Origin of the sequence: Paractinoplanes globisporus DSM 43857 (assembly GCF_000379645.1) — a bacterium.
Taxonomy (GTDB): Bacteria; Actinomycetota; Actinomycetes; order Mycobacteriales; family Micromonosporaceae; genus Actinoplanes; species Actinoplanes globisporus.
In genome coordinates, this window is sequence record NZ_KB903295.1 from 506,394 (window position 1) to 523,099 (window position 16,706).

Annotated in this window: 13 protein-coding genes and 1 pseudogene; 5 read left to right on the forward strand and 9 right to left on the reverse strand. The window is 69.1% G+C overall.

Annotated features, from left to right (window positions below):
- Nucleotides 1-27 precede the first annotated feature (27 nt).
- The 3 genes from A3CQ_RS0109135 to A3CQ_RS0109145 are packed head-to-tail and all read right to left on the reverse strand — an operon-like array spanning nt 28 to nt 3,430.
- Complete coding sequence (locus tag A3CQ_RS0109135) at nt 28-1,764, reverse strand: DUF2207 family protein (RefSeq protein ID WP_020510625.1); 1,737 nt, start codon at nt 1,762-1,764, stop codon at nt 28-30.
- Between the two features lie 2 nt (nt 1,765-1,766).
- Nucleotides 1,767-2,342 (reverse strand): LemA family protein, encoded by a 576-nt coding sequence (locus A3CQ_RS0109140; RefSeq protein ID WP_020510626.1) that lies wholly within the window; start codon nt 2,340-2,342, stop codon nt 1,767-1,769.
- Between the two features lie 35 nt (nt 2,343-2,377).
- Nucleotides 2,378-3,430: a LacI family DNA-binding transcriptional regulator gene (locus A3CQ_RS0109145; protein ID WP_040432060.1), complete on the reverse strand. Its 1,053-nt coding sequence runs from the start codon at nt 3,428-3,430 to the stop codon at nt 2,378-2,380.
- A 294-nt stretch (nt 3,431-3,724) separates the two neighbouring features.
- Between A3CQ_RS0109145 and A3CQ_RS0109150 the strand changes: the two genes are divergently transcribed.
- Together A3CQ_RS0109150 and A3CQ_RS0109155 are read left to right on the forward strand one after the other, a co-directional pair.
- Nucleotides 3,725-5,059: an extracellular solute-binding protein gene (locus tag A3CQ_RS0109150; protein ID WP_020510628.1), complete on the forward strand. Its 1,335-nt coding sequence runs from the start codon at nt 3,725-3,727 to the stop codon at nt 5,057-5,059.
- Nucleotides 5,060-5,321: 262 nt separating this feature from the next.
- Entirely contained in the window at nt 5,322-6,266 is a 945-nt protein-coding gene (locus tag A3CQ_RS0109155; RefSeq protein ID WP_020510629.1) for a carbohydrate ABC transporter permease, read from the forward strand.
- 114 nt (nt 6,267-6,380) lie between these two features.
- Here A3CQ_RS0109155 and A3CQ_RS64005 read toward each other — a convergent pair.
- Nucleotides 6,381-6,464: pseudogene (locus tag A3CQ_RS64005) on the reverse strand (hypothetical protein); the annotation flags it as partial.
- 190 nt (nt 6,465-6,654) lie between these two features.
- Between A3CQ_RS64005 and A3CQ_RS0109160 the strand changes: the two are divergent.
- Together A3CQ_RS0109160 and arfA are read left to right on the forward strand one after the other, a co-directional pair.
- Nucleotides 6,655-7,497 (forward strand): carbohydrate ABC transporter permease, encoded by an 843-nt coding sequence (locus A3CQ_RS0109160; RefSeq protein ID WP_020510630.1) that lies wholly within the window; start codon nt 6,655-6,657, stop codon nt 7,495-7,497.
- A gap of 94 nt (nt 7,498-7,591) precedes the next feature.
- Nucleotides 7,592-9,103, forward strand: a complete 1,512-nt coding sequence (gene arfA, locus A3CQ_RS0109165) for an arabinosylfuranosidase ArfA (protein WP_020510631.1) — start codon at nt 7,592-7,594, stop codon at nt 9,101-9,103.
- 258 nt (nt 9,104-9,361) lie between these two features.
- Here arfA and A3CQ_RS0109170 read toward each other — a convergent pair whose 3' ends face one another.
- Nucleotides 9,362-10,387 (reverse strand): DUF2278 family protein, encoded by a 1,026-nt coding sequence (locus A3CQ_RS0109170; RefSeq protein ID WP_020510632.1) that lies wholly within the window; start codon nt 10,385-10,387, stop codon nt 9,362-9,364.
- Between the two features lie 393 nt (nt 10,388-10,780).
- Here A3CQ_RS0109170 and A3CQ_RS0109175 point away from each other — a divergent pair, with 393 nt between their 5' ends.
- Nucleotides 10,781-11,626 carry a hypothetical protein gene (locus tag A3CQ_RS0109175; RefSeq protein WP_020510633.1) on the forward strand — a complete coding sequence of 282 codons (846 nt, stop codon included), beginning with the start codon at nt 10,781-10,783 and terminating at the stop codon, nt 11,624-11,626.
- Nucleotides 11,627-11,717: 91 nt separating this feature from the next.
- Here the strand turns inward: A3CQ_RS0109175 and araA are convergent, their stop codons facing one another.
- From araA to A3CQ_RS0109195, 4 genes are all read right to left on the reverse strand, one after another.
- On the reverse strand, nt 11,718-13,208 hold the full coding sequence (araA, locus tag A3CQ_RS0109180) for an L-arabinose isomerase (RefSeq protein WP_020510634.1): 1,491 nt from the start codon (nt 13,206-13,208) through the stop codon (nt 11,718-11,720).
- On the reverse strand, nt 13,205-13,870 hold the full coding sequence (locus A3CQ_RS0109185) for an L-ribulose-5-phosphate 4-epimerase (protein ID WP_020510635.1): 666 nt from the start codon (nt 13,868-13,870) through the stop codon (nt 13,205-13,207). Before A3CQ_RS0109185 ends, araA begins: the two co-directional genes overlap by 4 nt.
- Nucleotides 13,867-15,498, reverse strand: coding sequence for a ribulokinase (gene araB / locus A3CQ_RS0109190; protein WP_020510636.1), 1,632 nt, complete (start codon nt 15,496-15,498; stop codon nt 13,867-13,869). The genes A3CQ_RS0109185 and araB overlap by 4 nt, the downstream gene beginning before the upstream one ends.
- A 511-nt stretch (nt 15,499-16,009) precedes the next feature.
- Nucleotides 16,010-16,588, reverse strand: coding sequence for a TetR/AcrR family transcriptional regulator (locus A3CQ_RS0109195; RefSeq protein WP_157295542.1), 579 nt, complete (start codon nt 16,586-16,588; stop codon nt 16,010-16,012).
- Between the last annotated feature and the right edge of the window lie 118 nt (nt 16,589-16,706).

Below are 16,706 nucleotides of genomic sequence, written 5' to 3' on the forward strand. Positions count from 1 at the left end.
CCTACATTCCCTGGGGTAAATGGATCGTCAACTTCCGGCGCGCTGACCCGCCTGGGCGACAAGCCAGGGCAGGTGGGCTCGCCCGCCGCGCCCCTCCCCCATCAGCGTCACCACGTAGGTCGTCTCGCCGAGCCGGAACGCGGCCCGGTCGCCGTTCACGTAGGCGCCGCCGGGAAGTTGCTGCCCGCGCTGGTTGGCCCGCCACGCGACGCGTCCCGGCAGCCCCGACAGCGACTGGAGCAGCAGCACCGGCTTGCCCGTGCCGGCCGCCGTGAACTGCAGGCCGAGCGGCAGCGGCGACGAGGCGACCGGCCGCCCGACGACCGCGGCGATGTCCTCGTCGGAGAAGAGCGGCGGCGTGGCGGCGGCCGGCATCATCGCGAGCGAGAGCTCCCCGGTCTCCTCCTCGGTCACCGTCTCCGTCATCTCCCGCGACCGGCCCTGACCCACGGTGACGACCTTGACGATCCGCCGGGACCAGGGACGCACGGTAATCGTCACGGTGTCACCGTCGTGGCACTGCGACGCCCACTCGGTCGGCAGTCCCCAGGCGGTGGTGCGGTCGGCCCGCCCGTCGTCGATCGCGAGGTGGTCGAGCCACGGCACGGCCGGGTTGTCCTCGTTCTGCCGCTTGGTCTTCCAGGTCTCCCGCCAGAGCACCTCGCCGGTGATCTCCCGCGCGATCGCCACGTCGAGGATCGTGCGGACCAGCATGTACACGCCGAGCAGCAGCAACGCGATCCCGATCCACCGGCAGTACCAGAGATCGTTCAGGAACTTCAAGATCAAAGACCCGATTCCCGCGTACGCGATTCCGCGCACCAGCAGATGCGGCAGTGTCCGGCCGTACCGGGGCCAGAAGCGCGGGTAGCGGACCCGGACGCGATGCCAGACGCCCCCGAAGGACGACCAGACCAGGCGCTTGTTGCCCATCTCGAGGTCGAGCACCGCGCTGGCCAGCCGGGTCGCGCCGACCGCGGCGCCGTAGGCGAGGTACCGGTCCCAGATCGCGACCGCGGCCGGCGGCAGCTCGGCGAACTGGTCGTGGCCGCGCAGCCAGTCGCGCACGCCCAGCCAGCGGGCGGCCGTGGCCCGGCCGGCCTCGGTGTCACGCTCGCCGAGCGACCGCGCGCCGAGCGCGCTCAGGGCGGCGAAGGTGAAGAACGCGAACGCGAACCACGGCGGCCGGTCGTCCTCGGCCTTGCCGATCCCGAAGTGCCAGGCCGCGTAGCCGACGGCCAGGCCGACCCCGGCCGCGAGCACCGACAGCACGGCCGACATCGTCCTGCTGATCCGCCGCTGGGACAGCCCGAGCTCGCGGGCGTGCGCGATCACCGATTTCCGCAGCCGGTTGTTCCAGCTCGACGACTCGCTCGCGTTCCGGAACGTCAGCGCGGCGATCGGCACGACCCCGCCGACCGCGAGGCCTCGGATCCGGTCCAGCACCTGACGCTCGTACGGGAAGAGATCGTTCGAAGCCGGCGGCGAGGAACTGAGATGGACCGTCGTCTGCATCGGGTCGTTGCCGGGCTGGCGCAGCTCGATGAAGCGGCGCGCGGCCAGGTCCAGCAGCGTCGACTCGGCCGCGTCCTCGGTCAGCGACCAGCGGTTGACCAGCAGGCTGACCACCGCCGGCGACTCGGCCCCGAGATCCATGGTGGCCGGTGCCGGCGACGGTGACGCCGGGCGGGTGAAGATCCGGAACAGGAGGTACGCGAGCAGCCACAACCCGACGGCCGCGGCCGCGAGAAGCACGTCGGCCATGGTCAGAAGCGGACCTGGACGGGGCCACGCTCGTCGCCCGCGGCCTGGTAGTACTCCCGGGTCCGGAAGCCGGTGAGCGCCGCGACGATGTTGGTGGGCAGCGTCTGCACCGCGTTGTTGTAGGACTGCACGGCACTGGTGAAGAACTGCCGCGCGTACGCGATCTTGTCCTCGGTGTTGGCCAGCTCGGCCTGCAGGGCGACGAAGCTGTGGTTGGCCTTGAGGTCGGGGTAGGCCTCGGCGACGGCGAAGAGCCGGCCGAGCGCGGCGGTGAGCTCGCCCTCGGCCTCGGCGCGGCCGGCGAGGTTGGCTCCCTGCGCGGCGGCCATGGCGTTGCCGCGGGCCGCGACCACGGCGTCGAGCGTCCCCCGCTCGTGCGCCGCGTACCCGCGGACGGTCTCGACGAGGTTCGGCACGAGGTCGTACCGGCGCTTGAGCTGCACGTCGATCTGCGACCAGGACGCGTCGGCCTGGTTGCGCAGCCGGACGAGACGGTTGTAGGTGGCCGCCAGCACGGCGACGAAGACGATCAGGAGGGCACAGACGATGCCGCCGGCGACAGCGGTGACCGTTGTCATTTCTCTCCACTGAGTGGGGAGGGATCTTGTCGACCTCAAGGTAAGGGGTGCACGCCAGCCGTGGGACCACCTTTTTGGCCTGTCGTGCTCTCCCTCGCGATCAGCTTGTGGGGGACCTTGAGTTCGACGCCGGCCACCGGCTGTCCGCTTCCGATCCGCATGACCAGACGGTCGACGGCGAGCTGCGCGATCCCCTTCTTGTCCGGCTGGATGGTGCTGATCGTGGGCTGGCTGTAGCGGCCGTCCTCGATGTCGTCGTACCCGATGATCGCGACATCCTCGGGCACTCGCAGGCCCCGGCCGAGGATGGTGTGGATCGCGCCGGAGGCGACCAGGTCGCTGTAGCAGAACACGGCGTCGGGCGGGTCGGCCCGGTCGAGCAGGGCGGCCATCGCGGTGGCCCCGTCGATGCGGTTGAACCGGGCGGTGCCGATGATCAGCGACTCGTCGACCGGCAGGCCGGCCGCCTCGTGCGCCGCCCGGAATCCCTTCGTGCGCAGTTGCGCGGCCTCGCCGGTCGGGTAGGGCTGGTCGCCGATCGCGGCGATGCGGCGCCGTCCGATAGCGATCAGGTGCGACACCGCCTCGGTCGAGGCCGCCACGTCGTCGATACCCACGTGGTCGAACGTCCCGTCGGAACGGCGCTCGCCCAGCACGACCAGCGGCAGGTCGGGATCGCGTACGGAAAGATCCTCCTGGGCGAGACCCAGCGGGCTGATGATCATGCCGTCGAAGAGGAAGCGGCGTGAGCCGCGGCCGATGAGCTCGCCCTCGTGCTCGCGGTCGCCGTCGGTCTGGTCGATGAGCACGTTGTACCCGAGCTTGCGGGCGGCCGGGATGATCGCCTGCAGCAGCTCGGCGAAGTACGGCGTGTCCAGATAGGGCACCACCACGACGATCTGGCCGGAGCGGCCGGTCGCGAGGTTGCGGGCGAGCACGTTGGGCCGGTAGCCGAGCTCGGCGATGGCCCGCTCGACCTTGGCGCGGGTGGCGTCGGTGACCTTGGCGTAGCCGTTGACCACGTTGGAGACCGTGCGTGGCGAGACGCCGGCCAGCTCGGCCACATCACGCAGCGTAGTTTCTCGCAAGGCGCCCTCCCGTAATTTGTTGCCGGCCATGACGAAAGTATTTCCGCGACGTTGCCTCTTGCCAGAGCCGAACGGTCGAGGCATAGTCCTTTGCAGCGCTGCAATCGGAACTTACCTCACACATCACCGGCGAGTGGCGAGCTCCCCCCTCCCCTCGGCATCCACCCAGATAGCGCGCCTCTTCCCGAGCTGGTCGTCACAGCCGGTGATTCTGGCTGCCCTTTTGCCCTTTTCGGCGGCGCGCGTGCTGATTTCAGGAGGCCAGGAATGCGCTTCAGAACCACTCTTTCCCTGATGGCCCCCGTCGTTCTCGCGCTCGGACTGGCCGCCTGCGGCGGCGGGGACGACTCCAGCGGCGGCGGCACGGCGGCCAAGCCCACCAACTGCACCAACAAGATCGTCCACGAGGACGCGAAGCGGGTGCTGGTCTGGGCCTGGTACCCGAACATGGCCAAGGTCGTCGACAACTTCAACAACCAGCACACCGACGTCCAGGTCTGCTGGACCAACGCCGGCCAGGGCCAGCCCGAGTACGCGAAGTTCCAGACCGCGATCTCGGCGAAGAAGGGCGCGCCCGACGTCATCATGCTCGAGGCCGACCAGCTCGTCGGCTTCGAGATCCAGGACGCGCTGGTCGACCTGGCTCCCTACGGCGCCTCTTCCGTCCGCCAAAACTTCAGCGACGGCGCCTGGAAAGACGTCTCGCAGGGGGACAAGGTCTTCGCGGCCCCGGTCGACGGCGGTCCGATGGCGCTGATCTACCGCACCGACGTCTTCGCGAAGTACGGCATCAAGACTCCGCCGAAGACGTGGGACGAGTACGCGGCGGACGCCAAGAAGGTCAAGGACGCCGGCGGCCCGGTCTTCGGCGACTTCGGCAGCAACGTGCCGGCCGTGACCACCGCGCTGATGATCCAGAAGGGCGCGCAGCCGTTCGTCTACGACCTGGCCGACAAGAAGAACATCACGATCAAGCTGGACGACCAGAACACCAAGGACGTCCTCGACTACTGGGGCAACCTGTCGAAGCAGGGCCTGGTCGGCAAGGAGGACCAGTTCACGACCGACTACATCGCGGGCATGGTGGGCGGCAAGTACGCCACGTACGTCTCGGCGGCGTGGGCGCCCGGCTACCTGACCGGCGCGGGCGTCGGCAACGGCAAGGACAAGGGCAAGTTCGCGGTCGCGCCGCTGCCGCAGTGGGACACGAACAGCCCGGTCTCGGTGAACTGGGGCGGCTCGGCGTTCGCGGTCACCTCGCAGACCTCGGACAAGGCCGCGGCGGCGAAGGTCGCGCTCGGCCTGTACGCCGACGACGCGTCGCTGGCCGACGGATGGAAGACGCAGACCATCTTCCCGTTGAACCAGAACGTCCTGAAGTCGGACGAGTTCCTCAACGCGAAGATCGAGTTCTTCAACGGGCAGACCGTGAACAAGGACATCTACGTCCCGGCGGAGAACGCGTACAAGGGCGCCGTCTACAGCCCCTTCACCGTGTACTACTACGCCCAGCTCCAGGCCCAGATCTCGAAGATCAACCAGGGCCAGACGACCGGCTCGCAGGCGGCCACCGACCTGCACAACCAGATCGTCCAGTACGCCAAGACGCAGGGCTTCACGGTCCAGTGATCCACATGCCGGGCGGCCGCTCGCGGTCGCCCGGTCCGCCGCCTTCTCGGCCCGCCCATGTCGAGCCCGCCATCCCGGTCCGCCGCCTTTTCGGCCCGGCCACGTCGGGCCCGCCATCCCGGTCGGCCGCCCTTTCGGCCCGGCCATGTCGGGCCGGCCATCGCGGTCGGCCGCCTCGGATCGGCCCGCCCTTCCGCTTCGGCCGGTCGGCCGGTCGAGCCGGAGCCCGTACAAGACCGTCCCCACTCACCCGGGAGCATTCATGGCAGTCGAGACGCCGGTGACCGCCGGCACGTCGTCGCCACCCGTGCCCCGGCCCGAGCGCCGCGGAGCACGGCGGCGCGGGGCCGCGGGCTGGCTGTTCATTCTTCCGTTCCTGCTGGTCTTCGCGGCGTTCCTGGTGGCGCCGCTGGTCTACGCCGGCTACCTGAGCCTGTGGACCAAGGGGCTGGCGACCGGCACCACGTTCGCCGGGATCGACAACTACACGCGCGCCTTCTCGGACCCGTCGTTCCGCAAGGGCCTGTGGTTCGTGCTGCGGTTCAGCCTCGTGGTGATCCCGCTGCAGATCATCGTGGCGCTCGTGGCGGCGCTGCTGCTCGACGAGATCACCGGCCGGTTGGCGCGCTTCTCGCGGCTGACCATCTTTCTGCCGTACGCGATCCCGGCCGTCCTCGGCGCGCTGATGTGGGGCTTCCTCTACAGCCCGAGCTTCGGCCCGATCGAGCAGATCGCCTCGTTCTTCGACGTCCGCGCGCCGTTCCTGCTGAGTCAGGGCAACGTGTATTACGGACTGTTGAATGTCGTCACCTGGCAATGGTCCGGGTACTACATGATCATCATCTACGCGGCGCTCAAGGGCATCGACTCGTCGATCTACGAGGCCGCCCGGATCGACGGCGCGTCGGCGCGGCAGATCGCGGTGCGGGTCAAGGTGCCGATGGTCGGCTCGGCGCTAGCGCTCATCCTGGTCTTCTCGCTGATCGGCACGCTGCAGTTCTTCAGCGAGCCGCAGATCCTCCGGCCGATCGCGAACGGCTCCATCACGCCCGACTTCACCCCGAACATCTACGCGTACGAGCTGGCCTTCAACTACGCGCAGTTCAACTACGCGTCGGCCATATCGTTCGCCCTCGGCTTCGTGGTGTTCGTGGCCGTGGCGATCTTCATGTTCGTCACCCGCAAGCGAGGGAGCCTCTTCACATGACCGCCTCCCCGCGCCCCAGTTCCCTGCGCCCCAGTTCCCCGCGCCCCAGTTCCCCGCGACCGAGTTCCGCGCGCCTCGGTTCCGCGCGCCCCGGTTCCGCGCGCCTCGGTTCCGCGCGCCCCGGTTCCGCGCGCCTCGGTTCCGCGCGCCCGAGTTCCCAGCACCTTGGTTCCCCGTGCCCCAGTTCCGCGTGCCCCAGTTCCGCGCGCCCCAGCTCCGCGCGCCCCAGCTCCCTGTGCCTCAGTTCCCCGCGCCGCACCTCCCTGCACCGCACCTCCCCGCGCGTCACTTCCCTGCGCAGCCCGAAAGGCCCGCTCTCATGACCGCCTCTCCACCTGCCGCCCCTCCGCGACCGACCGGGGACCGGGCGCCGGCGGCCGGCCGGCGCGTGCCCCGGCATGTCGGGGCGAAGCTCCTGCTGCTGGCCCTGGCCTGCTACTTCCTCGTGCCCGTGTGGTGGTTGCTGGTGGCCAGCACCAAGAACGCCGAAGGTCTGTTCGCCGGCACGGGCGCCCTCTGGTTCCGGGGCTTCCATTTTTTCGACAATCTGCATGACCTTTTTACCTTCAACAACGGCGAATATTTGCGCTGGCTCGGCAACTCGGCGCTGTACGCCTTCGCAGGCGGCATCGGCTGCACGGTCATCTCGGTGCTGGCCGGATACGGTTTCGCGAAGTTCAATTTCCGCGGCCGGAACATCGTCTTCGCCCTGGTTCTCGGCTCGGTGATGGTGCCGCTGACCGCGCTGGTCATCCCGACGTTCGTGATGATGAGCAAGGTCGGCCTGATCGACACCATCTGGGCGGTGATCCTGCCGTCGCTGCTCAGTCCATTTGCCGTCTACCTCATGCGGGTCTACGCGGGCGCCTCGGTCCCGGACGAGCTGCTCGACGCCGCCCGCATCGACGGCGCCGGCGAGCTGCGCACGTTCTGGCGGGTGGCGCTGCCGCTCATGCGCCCGGGCGTGGTCACCGTGCTGCTGTTGTCGATCGTCTCGACCTGGAACAACTTCTTCCTTCCGCTGACCATGCTGTCCAGCTCGAAGCTCTACCCGCTCACGGTCGGCATCGGACTATGGGAACAGCTGGCCAGCTCCAACAACGGCGGCGGCCAGTCCCTCTGGAACCTGATCATCATCGGTTCCCTCGTCTCGATCATCCCCCTGATCGTCGCCTTCCTGACCCTGCAGAAGTACTGGCAGGGCGGCCTTTCCGTCGGAAGCCTCAAATAATCCGGCCGCCATATCTTCTGACCGCCCGATCCGCCCACCGCCCGATCCGCCGGGGCCTCTCCGCTCGCCGGCCTGTTCGCCTCTTGGGAGTCCCGTGCTTTCCGCCTCGTTCCGTCTTGATCCCGCGTTCACCATCGCGCCGGTCTCCCGTCGCACCTTCGGCTCGTTCGTCGAGCACATGGGCCGCTGCGTCTACACCGGCATCTACGAGCCGTCGCACCCGACCGCCGACGAGGACGGGTTCCGGCAGGACGTGCTGGCGCTGACCCGCGAGCTGGGCGTGTCGATAGTGCGCTACCCCGGCGGCAACTTCGTCTCCGGCTACCGCTGGGAGGACGGCATCGGCCCGGTCGCCGATCGCCCGGTGCGGCGCGACCTGGCCTGGCACAGCCTCGAGACCAACGAGGTCGGCATCGACGAGTTCATGCGCTGGGCGGGCAAGGCGGACGTCGAGGTCATGTACGCCATGAACCTCGGCACCCGCGGCGTGCAGGAGGCGCTCGACGTCCAGGAGTACGTGAACCACCCGTCCGGGACCCGCCTGTCCGACCTCCGCCGGACGTTCGGCTCCGACAAACCATATGGGATTCGGATGTTCTGCCTCGGCAACGAGATGGACGGCCCCTGGCAGATCGGACACAAGACCCCCATCGAGTACGGCCGGTTGGCGGTCGAAACGGCGCGCGCGTTGCGGGCCGCCGACGCGGGCCTCGAGCTCATCGCGTGCGGCAGCTCGAACTCGTCGATGCCCACGTTCGCCGCCTGGGAGGCGCAGGTCCTCGAGATCGCCTACGAGGAGGTCGACTACATCTCGGCGCACGCCTACTACGAGCCCGTCGACGGCGACGTGGGCAGCTTCCTGGCCTCGGCCGTCGACATGGACCACTTCGTGAACAGCATTGTCGCCACGGCGGACAGCGTCGGCGCGCGCCTGAAGAGCAGGAAGCGCCTGCAGATCTCGTTCGACGAGTGGAATGTCTGGTACCTGAAACGCTTCGAGGCGACCCGCGAGACGACGGCGTGGCCGATCGCGCCGCGGGTCATCGAGGACTGCTACAACGTGACCGACGCCGTCGTGGTCGGCAGCCTGCTGATCTCCCTGCTCCGGCACAGCGACCGGGTCACCGCCGCCTGCCAGGCCCAGCTGGTCAACGTGATCGCCCCGATCCGCACCGAGCCCGGCGGTCCCGCCTGGCGGCAGACCATCTTCCACCCCTTCGCGCTGACCTCCCGCCTGGCCAAGGGCGACGTGCTCCGGGTGGAGATGCAGGCGCCCACGTACGATACGGCCCGCTTCGGCCCGGTCCCCGTCGTGGACGCCGTGGCCACTCACGACCCCGACGCGGGCGACGTCACGGTCTTCGTCGTGAACCGCGACCAGTCCTCCCCCGCCGATCTCGCCGTTTCCGTGACCGGCTTCGGCCGCGACTTCCGTGTCGCCGAATCCTGGACCCTTGCCGACGACGACCTGACCGCCACAAACACGGAACAGGCCCCCGACCGCGTGGTCCCGCACCCGAACGGGACCGCCTGGGTCGAGGAGGGCGAACTGCACGCCTCCCTCCCACCCGTCTCATGGACGGCAATCCGACTCACCCCGGCCTGACCGTGGCACGCTCACCCTTGCGCGGGCATGCCCATCGGCCGTCGACCCCTTTGTGCGAGCGCGCCCGAAAGCCGTCGGCCCCCTGTGCCGCCGCGCCCGAAAGCCGTCGACCCGCGGGCCACTCACCCCTTGTGCCGACGCGCCCGAAAGCCGTCGACCCGCGGGCCGCTCATGCATCGTGCGAGCGCGGCCGCCGGCCGTCGACCGGCGGGCGCTGCCTGTCCGGGGGCGGGCTCTCCGCCGTACGGGCAAATGGTTTTAGAATTTGATCGTCCAACCCTCCCGGCCGGACTGGTCGGCGGTGTAGGCGACGCCGTCGACCTTGAGGCCGCGCTCGTCGAGCAGAGTTATCGTGCCGCCGCGATTGCCCAATTGGACCGTCGGGGAAAGAGTTACTCGGGTGGTGTCCCCGGCCGCGAGATTTCCCGCGAGCTCGAGGCGGTTTCCGTTGCGGTCGGCTATTTGCCAGCCGGTCAGGTCGATATCGTTCGGCGAAGTATTGAGCAGCGTGACCGTCTCGTGCTCCGGGGCCGGGCCGACCGGATTGGCGAGGGCGGCGATCACGCGTACGAGATGGTCGGGCTCGCCCGGACCAGGGGTCGGACCGGGCCCCGGAACCTCGGGCAACGTGTGGCCGGTGGTGTCGTCGGTGTGGAACGACTGCGACTGGAACGCCAGGAAAATGGCCACCCAGGAATCGGCGGCCGGCGCCTCGCCCGGGAAGTAGAGCAGCAGGCCACCGTCCTGGAAAACGCCGTCGTCATCGGCGAAACGGCCGCTGTTGCCCTGGTTCATGTGCACGTCGTGCACGCCGTTTCCGGGCCGGAAGTGAAAGACCTTGTCCGGCGTGGTCGGCTCGGGCCCCCACGCCTGCCCGAAGACGAAGGCACGGGCGTTCGAGTCCCCCAGCGCCCGCCGTACATAATGGTCGAGGAAGTCACCGAGGTCGTTCTCGGGCCCCGGCTCGGCCGTCGGCACTGGCCGCATGAGGTCCCGCTGAAAAAGGTTCCCCCGGATGTAATCGAGCGCCGCCCCCGACCCGTCACTGCTCAGCTCGGTAAACCCGTCGGCTAGCGCTTTCACCCGATCGAGAATCGGATGTTTGAAATCATCCACCGCCAGATACAACAATTCCGGCGGCCGCTCCTGCGACCGCACGTTGACCGCCGCCCGATAATCCACTCCGGCGGCCCGCAGTTGAATCTGATAATGAGGCGTGTCCGTAGTCTCGATGCGCAGGTCCACGACCGACGCTCGCAAAACCCCGTACCGTTTGATCGGCATGGCCGTGAGTCAACCACCGCGCCCGCCCGCGGTCAGTCAAAAGATCTACATCCGCCCCCACCCGACAGGGTGACCGGACCGGCCGCCATCCGCGGCCAACTCTCAAAGTCGGCGGGGGAAGACCTTCCTGTTGCGCGCGCTCTGCCAAGCGACCGGCGGTTTTCTACTTCGCCGCCGACGAGGCGACCGACCGCGAGTCGCTCAACCGGCTCGGCGCGGTCCTCGCCGAACACCTGGACGCTCGGCCGGTCTCCGCTGATCCAGGGATGTCCGGGTCGACGTTCTCGATCTCCGGCCTCGGGTCAGGTGTCGTCTGTTCTTAACCGGCGGAACCGGAAGCGTTCGGAAAGGTCTCACAAGCTGACCTTCGCACCGAGCGGGGGCAGCGCCAGCATGTATCCATCGAACGACCGGCGGCCGATTACCGGCGACCGGCATCCTGTTCTCTACACCGTCCTTGTCGTCGCCGCGCTGATCCTCGTGGCTTGCCGACTCTCGCCGATGCTCCGCCACTTGTCGTGGTCGGCGCCGGCCACCCCCGCGTCTACAGGCCCGGCGGCGCGGCCGGTCGTGTCGGTCCGGGGCGGGCCGTTCGACAATACGGTGGCCGTACATTATGCGATCGGGAAGGCCGGGATCGTCCTGCCGGCGGCGAAGGCCGTCGACGGATTTTCGGCATCCTATGTGGACGCGGGGCTGAAGAAGGTGCGCGGCGCGCTCATTGCCGGGCGGCTCGACGAGCGGATGCTGGTCCGGCACGACACGAGCGGGTTCGCGGCGCTGCTCGCTCCGTTTCAACGGACGTGGGCTCGGGACATGCGGCTCGGCGCCGTCACCACCTGGATCGACCCCGCCGTGAAGCTCGATCCGAAATACCCGCCGCGGGTCAGCGGCACCGTCACCTATGCGGTCGTCGCCTACGAGGGGCGGCGCCACCTGCAGATCACCACCAACTTCGTCTGGGCGTACGGGTTCCGGACCGGCGAGCCACCGTATGCGGCGGTACACGACACGACCCGTTGGGAGTTCTTCGAGGATCCCCTGCTGCCCCGGGACCAGTGGGGCCTGTTCGTCGCCGACATGGACTACTACCTGTACGCCGTCGACTGCGCCGCTTCGGAGAATGAGCTCCTCAGCCCCGACCAGCACCCGCGCGTGGACACCGTGCACGACCCCGAGCGCCCCGACGCGTATCTGAGCCCGGACCACCCGATGCAGGTCCGCGACGGCTGCCCGTAAACCGGCGCCGCTCCCCGCAGGAAGGAAGCGGCGCCGGGTGCTCACGGCCGGCAGAACAAAACCAGCTCAGAGCGGGCGGAACAACGACGGCCTACAGCGGGCGGGACAGGCGGTAGTACGCCTGGTTCCAGCGGACCCGGTCGGCGAAGTCGTACGGCGTCGTGCGCTCGTCGATGAGCAGCAGCTCGGTGCGCTCCATGTCGGCGAAATCGCGCAGCGTCTCCGAGGTCACGGCCTGGGTCATGACCGTGTGGTGCGGGCCGCCGGCGGTAAGCCAGCACTCGGCCGAGGTCGACAGCGACGGCTGCGGCTTCCAGACGGCCCGGGCCACCGGGAGCGACGGCAGCGGCTCGTCCGGCGGAACCACCTCGATCTCGTTGGCCACCAGCCGGAAACGATCACCCATGTCGGCCAGGCCGATCACCACGCCCGCGCCGGGTGCCGCATCGAAGACCAGGCGTACGGGGTCCTCGCGGTTGCCGATGCCGAGCGGGTGGATCTCGCAGTGCGGGCGCTCGGCGGCGATCGTGGGGCAGACCTCGAGCATGTGCGCACCGAGAATCTTCGGCTCGCCCGGCCCGAAGTGGTACGTGTAGTCCTCCATGAACGACGTGCCCCGACCGGTGCCGGTGCCCATCGCCTTCACGGCGGCGAGCAGGGCGGACGTCTTCCAGTCGCCCTCGCCGCCGAAGCCGTAGCCGTCGGCCATCAGGCGCTGCACCGCCAGGCCGGGCAGCTGGCGCAGGCCGCCGAGGTCCTCGAAGTTGGTCGTGAACGCGCCGAAGCCACCCGCGACGAGGAACTGGCGCAGGCCGGCCTCGATCCGCGCCGCGTACCGGAGGGAGTCGTGGCGGTCGCCGTCCTTGCGCAGCTCGGGCGCGAGGTCGTAGACGTCGGAGTATTCGGCGACCAAAGCATCGACATCGGCGTCCGACACCGCATCTACTACGGCGACCAAATCATTCACACCGTACGTGTTGACGGAGACGCCGAAGCGCAACTCGGCCTCGACCTTGTCGCCCTCGGTGACCGCGACGTCCCGCATGTTGTCGCCGAAGCGGGCCAGGCGCAGCGTCCGCAGGTGGGCGAAGCCCGCCGCGGCCCGGATCCACGCGTCGATCCGCCGCGCGACGTTCGGGTCGGCGGCGTGCCCGGCCACCGTCTTGCGCGACACGCCCAGCCGCGCCTGGATGAACCCGAACTCGCGGTCGCCGTGCGCGGCCTGGTTGAGGTTCATGAAGTCCATGTCGATCGTCGCCCACGGCAGCGACTGGTTGTGCTGGGTGTGCAGGTGCAGCAGCGGCTTGCGGAGCACGTCCAGACCGGTGATCCACATCTTGGCCGGCGAGAAGGTGTGCATCCAGGCGATCACGCCGAGGCAGGCCGGGTCGGCGTTGGCCTCGAGCATGACCTGGCGGATCGCGCCGGAGTCGGTGAGCACCGGCTTGCCGACGATCTCGGCGCTCAGGCCGGCCGCGACCAGCAACTGCTGGATCTCGGCGGACTGGGCGGCGACCTGGTCGATCGTCTCGGGGCCGTAGAGGTGCTGACTGCCGGTCAGGAACCAGATCTGGGGCTTCATGCGGCGGGCTCCTGTCCGTAGACGTTCTGATAGCGGGCGTAGAGGGAGTCGATGTCGGCCTGAGCGATCGGGATCGGCTCGCCGATCTGCCGGGCTATGTGGACGGTGCGCGCGACGTCCTCGCACATGACGGCGGCCTTCACCGCGTCGCGGGCGGAGCGTCCGATCGTGAAGACGCCGTGGTTGCGCATGAGCACGGCCGGCGAGCGGTGGGCACGCAGCGTCTCGACGATGCCGCGGCCGATCGAGTCGTCGCCGATCAGCGCGAACGGCCCGACCGGGATCTCGCCGCCGAACTCGTCAGCAATCATCGTGAGCACGCACGGGATGGCTTCGCCGCGGGCGGCCCACGCGGTCGCGTATGTCGAATGGGTGTGCACGACGCCCTGCACGTGCGGCATGTGCTTGTACACGTAGGCGTGCGCGGCGGTGTCGGACGAGGGCTTGTGCTCGCCCTCGACGAGGTTGCCGTCGAGATCGGTGACGACCATGTTGTCCGCGCTGATCTCGTCGTACGAGATGCCCGAAGGTTTGATAATCAAAAGATCTTCACCGGGTACGCGGGCGGAGACGTTACCGGCGGTCCAGACAACCAGGTCGTTCCGCGGAAGCTCGGCGTGCAGATCCGCGACCAGCTGCTTGATCTCCTTCAGGTCGGTCATGCCGAGGCCTTCCGCTGGATCGCGCGCAGCCTGCGCATGACCTTGTTCGCTCCGCGGCCGAAGTAGTCGTGCAGGGTCGAGTACTCGGCGTAGAGCTCGTCGTAGATCGCGGCTGCTTCGGGATCCGGAAGATATGCGTTCGGGGTGACGCTGCCCATCGCGGCCGCCGCCGTCCGCACGTCCGGGTACGCCCCGGCCGCGGCCGCCGCGTGGATCGCCGAGCCGAGCGCCGGGCCCTGGTCCGAGCCGATCGCCGACAGTGGCATGTTCAGCACGTCCGCATAAATTTGCATCAGCAACGAGTTCTTCAGCAGGCCGCCGGCGGCGATGAACTCGCGCACCGGCACCCCGGCCGCGGTGAAGGTCTCGACGATCTTGCGGGTGCCGAACGCGGTCGCCTCGATCAGCGCCCGGTAGATGTCCTCCGGCTTGGTGGCCAGCGTTTCGCCCACCAGCAACCCGGAAAGCTCATGATCGACCAGAACCGATCGGTTCCCGTTGTGCCAGTCGAGAGCGATCAGCCCGTGCTCGCCCGGACGCTGCCCGGCCGCCAGCTCGGTGAGCCGCTCGTGGGTCCATTCGGCGCCCAGATTGTCGACGTAGTGGCCGAAGATGTCGCCGACACCGCTCTGCCCGGCCTCGTATCCCCAGAGACCGGCCACGATCCCGCCGTCCACGACCCCGCACATGCCCGGGACCTCGTGCAGCTCGTCGCTGTTCATCACGTGGCAGGTGGAGGTGCCCATGATCGCGACCATCTGGCCCGGGTCGAGCGCGGCCGCGGCGGCGCTGGTCACGTGCGCGTCGACGTTGCCGACCGCGACCGCGATGCCCTCGGTCAGACCGGTCCACCGCGCGGCCTCGGCGGTCAGCGTGCCGGCCGCGTCACCGAGCCGGCCGATCGGCTGCTCGAGCTTATCGGCCACAAAATTTACGAAAGCCGGATTGAGTGCGGCCAGGAACTCCCGCGACGGATACGCCCCGTCCTGCAGGATGCCCTTGTAACCGGCGGTGCAGGCGTTGCGTACGTAGGTGCCGGTGAGCTGCCAGATGATCCAGTCGGCCGCCTCGACCCAGCGCGCCGTCGCCGCGTACGCCTCCGGGTCCTCCTCCAGTAGTTGCAGGCCCTTGGCGAACTCCCACTCCGAGGAGATCAGCCCGCCGTAGCGAGCCAGCCAGGGCTCGCCACGCTTCGCGGCGAGCTCATTGATCCGGTCCGCTTGCGGCTGGGCGGCGTGGTGCTTCCAGAGTTTCACGTACGCGTGCGGACGGTTGCTCCACTCGGGGAGCTCGTTGAGCGGCGTCCCGTCGGCGAGCGTGGGCACCATCGTGCAGGCCGTGAAGTCGGTGCCGATGCCGATGACGTGCGCCGGGTCGACGCCGGCGGCCGCGAGTGCGGCGGGCACGGCGGTCTTGAGCACGTCGACGTAGTCGGACGGAACCTGAAGGGCCCAGTCGTGCGCCAGCGGGGTGCCGTCGGGCAGCGACTCGGCGAGGACGGCGTGGGAGTAGTCGTGCACCGCGGAGCCGAGCTCGGCGCCGTCCGCGACACGAACGACGACCGCGCGGCCGCTGAGAGTGCCGTAGTCGACACCGACGACGCAGGCCACGGTGGGGTCAACGGGCATGGGGGGATACCTCCACGTTGAGGGGGCGTTTCAGCATTGTTATCGCTAACAACACAGGTGTCAACGCTGGCGGACGGGAGCAATTGTTATCGCTAACACGGCGCAGGTCAGCGCGCTGCCGCGCCCGTCCCGGCCGACGGCCCTTCCGAGCCCGCGCAACGAACTCACCCGCTCCGCGACATGCGCTCACCGCGACCCACCCGTGCAGCGACCGCCTGGTGGTGATCCGCACGCGCCGGGATCCGCCCGCGTCGCTGGCCGCCCGGGTCGCGGGCCGCAGGCCGTCCGGGTCGCGGGTCGCCCGGGTCGCGGGTCGCCCGGGTCGCGGGCCGCCCGGGTCGCAGGCCACCCAGGTCGCAGGCCACCCAGGTCGCAGGCCACCCGGTCGCACGGGTCGCAGGCCGGCCGATCGCGCGGGTCGCAGGCCGCCCGGGTCGTCGGCCGCCAGGTGCGCGCGTCGCCGGCCGCCGGTGCGCGCGTCGCTGGTCGCCTCAACCCGCGCCGTCCGGCGTCAGGTTCCCCGGCGGCGGATCTGCAGGATTCGGCGGCCGCACTCGATCAGCTGTGCCCGCTGCGTCTCGGGGTCGAGGCCTGCCACCGGCGACTTGGTGAGCGGCGCCGTCATCCCGGTGAGAAAAACGATCAGCGCGGTTGGCGTGATCGCATCCGGCTGCGGACCGATGATCTCGTCGACGATGCGCAGCCACCAGCCGGACAGGTCGTGGTGACTCGCCATGAGCCGGCTGACATATGGATCGCCCACCAGAACGGCAAACCTCGCGTGGTTGTCAACGATCAGACCAACCATGCCGACCACGAACTCGTCGAGCCGCGCCGGCCGCGACCGGTGGGCGGCGGCCCGGTCGAGGATCGCGTCCAGCTCGGCGAACAGCGGCGCCAGCACGCCCAGCACCAGCTCGTCCTTGCTGCGGTAGTGGTAGTACACCGCGGCCTTGGTGACACCCATCTCGTCGGCGATCGCCTGCAGCGACGTGCCCTCGACGCCGTCGCGCGCGAACAGCCGCAGCGCGGTCTCGTGCAGCTGCGCCCGGCCCGCGCCGCGCGGCCGCACCCCGGCACTCTGCGTCACGCTCGTCATCGTATCGACACAGGCCGGAAAAAACTAGCCGACCAGCAAGTGTGACGCTTACCGCTCGGCTAGTTAATTTCTAGCCGATCGGTAAGTCTCAGCTCTACGGTGGCGATGC

Bases quoted from the DNA above. Each gene is read 5' to 3' on its own strand.
- A3CQ_RS0109135 (WP_020510625.1), bottom strand. From the start codon at position 1,764: ATGGCCGACGTGCTTCTCGCGGCCGCGGCCGTCGGGTTGTGGCTGCTC.
- A3CQ_RS0109140 (WP_020510626.1), bottom strand. From the start codon at position 2,342: ATGACAACGGTCACCGCTGTCGCCGGCGGCATCGTCTGTGCCCTCCTG.
- A3CQ_RS0109150 (WP_020510628.1), top strand. From the start codon at position 3,725: ATGGCCCCCGTCGTTCTCGCGCTCGGACTGGCCGCCTGCGGCGGCGGG.
- A3CQ_RS0109155 (WP_020510629.1), top strand. From the start codon at position 5,322: ATGGCAGTCGAGACGCCGGTGACCGCCGGCACGTCGTCGCCACCCGTG.
- A3CQ_RS0109170 (WP_020510632.1), bottom strand. From the start codon at position 10,387: ATGCCGATCAAACGGTACGGGGTTTTGCGAGCGTCGGTCGTGGACCTG.
- A3CQ_RS0109175 (WP_020510633.1), top strand. From the start codon at position 10,781: ATGTATCCATCGAACGACCGGCGGCCGATTACCGGCGACCGGCATCCT.
- araA (WP_020510634.1), bottom strand. From the start codon at position 13,208: ATGAAGCCCCAGATCTGGTTCCTGACCGGCAGTCAGCACCTCTACGGC.
- A3CQ_RS0109185 (WP_020510635.1), bottom strand. From the start codon at position 13,870: ATGACCGACCTGAAGGAGATCAAGCAGCTGGTCGCGGATCTGCACGCC.
- araB (WP_020510636.1), bottom strand. From the start codon at position 15,498: ATGCCCGTTGACCCCACCGTGGCCTGCGTCGTCGGTGTCGACTACGGC.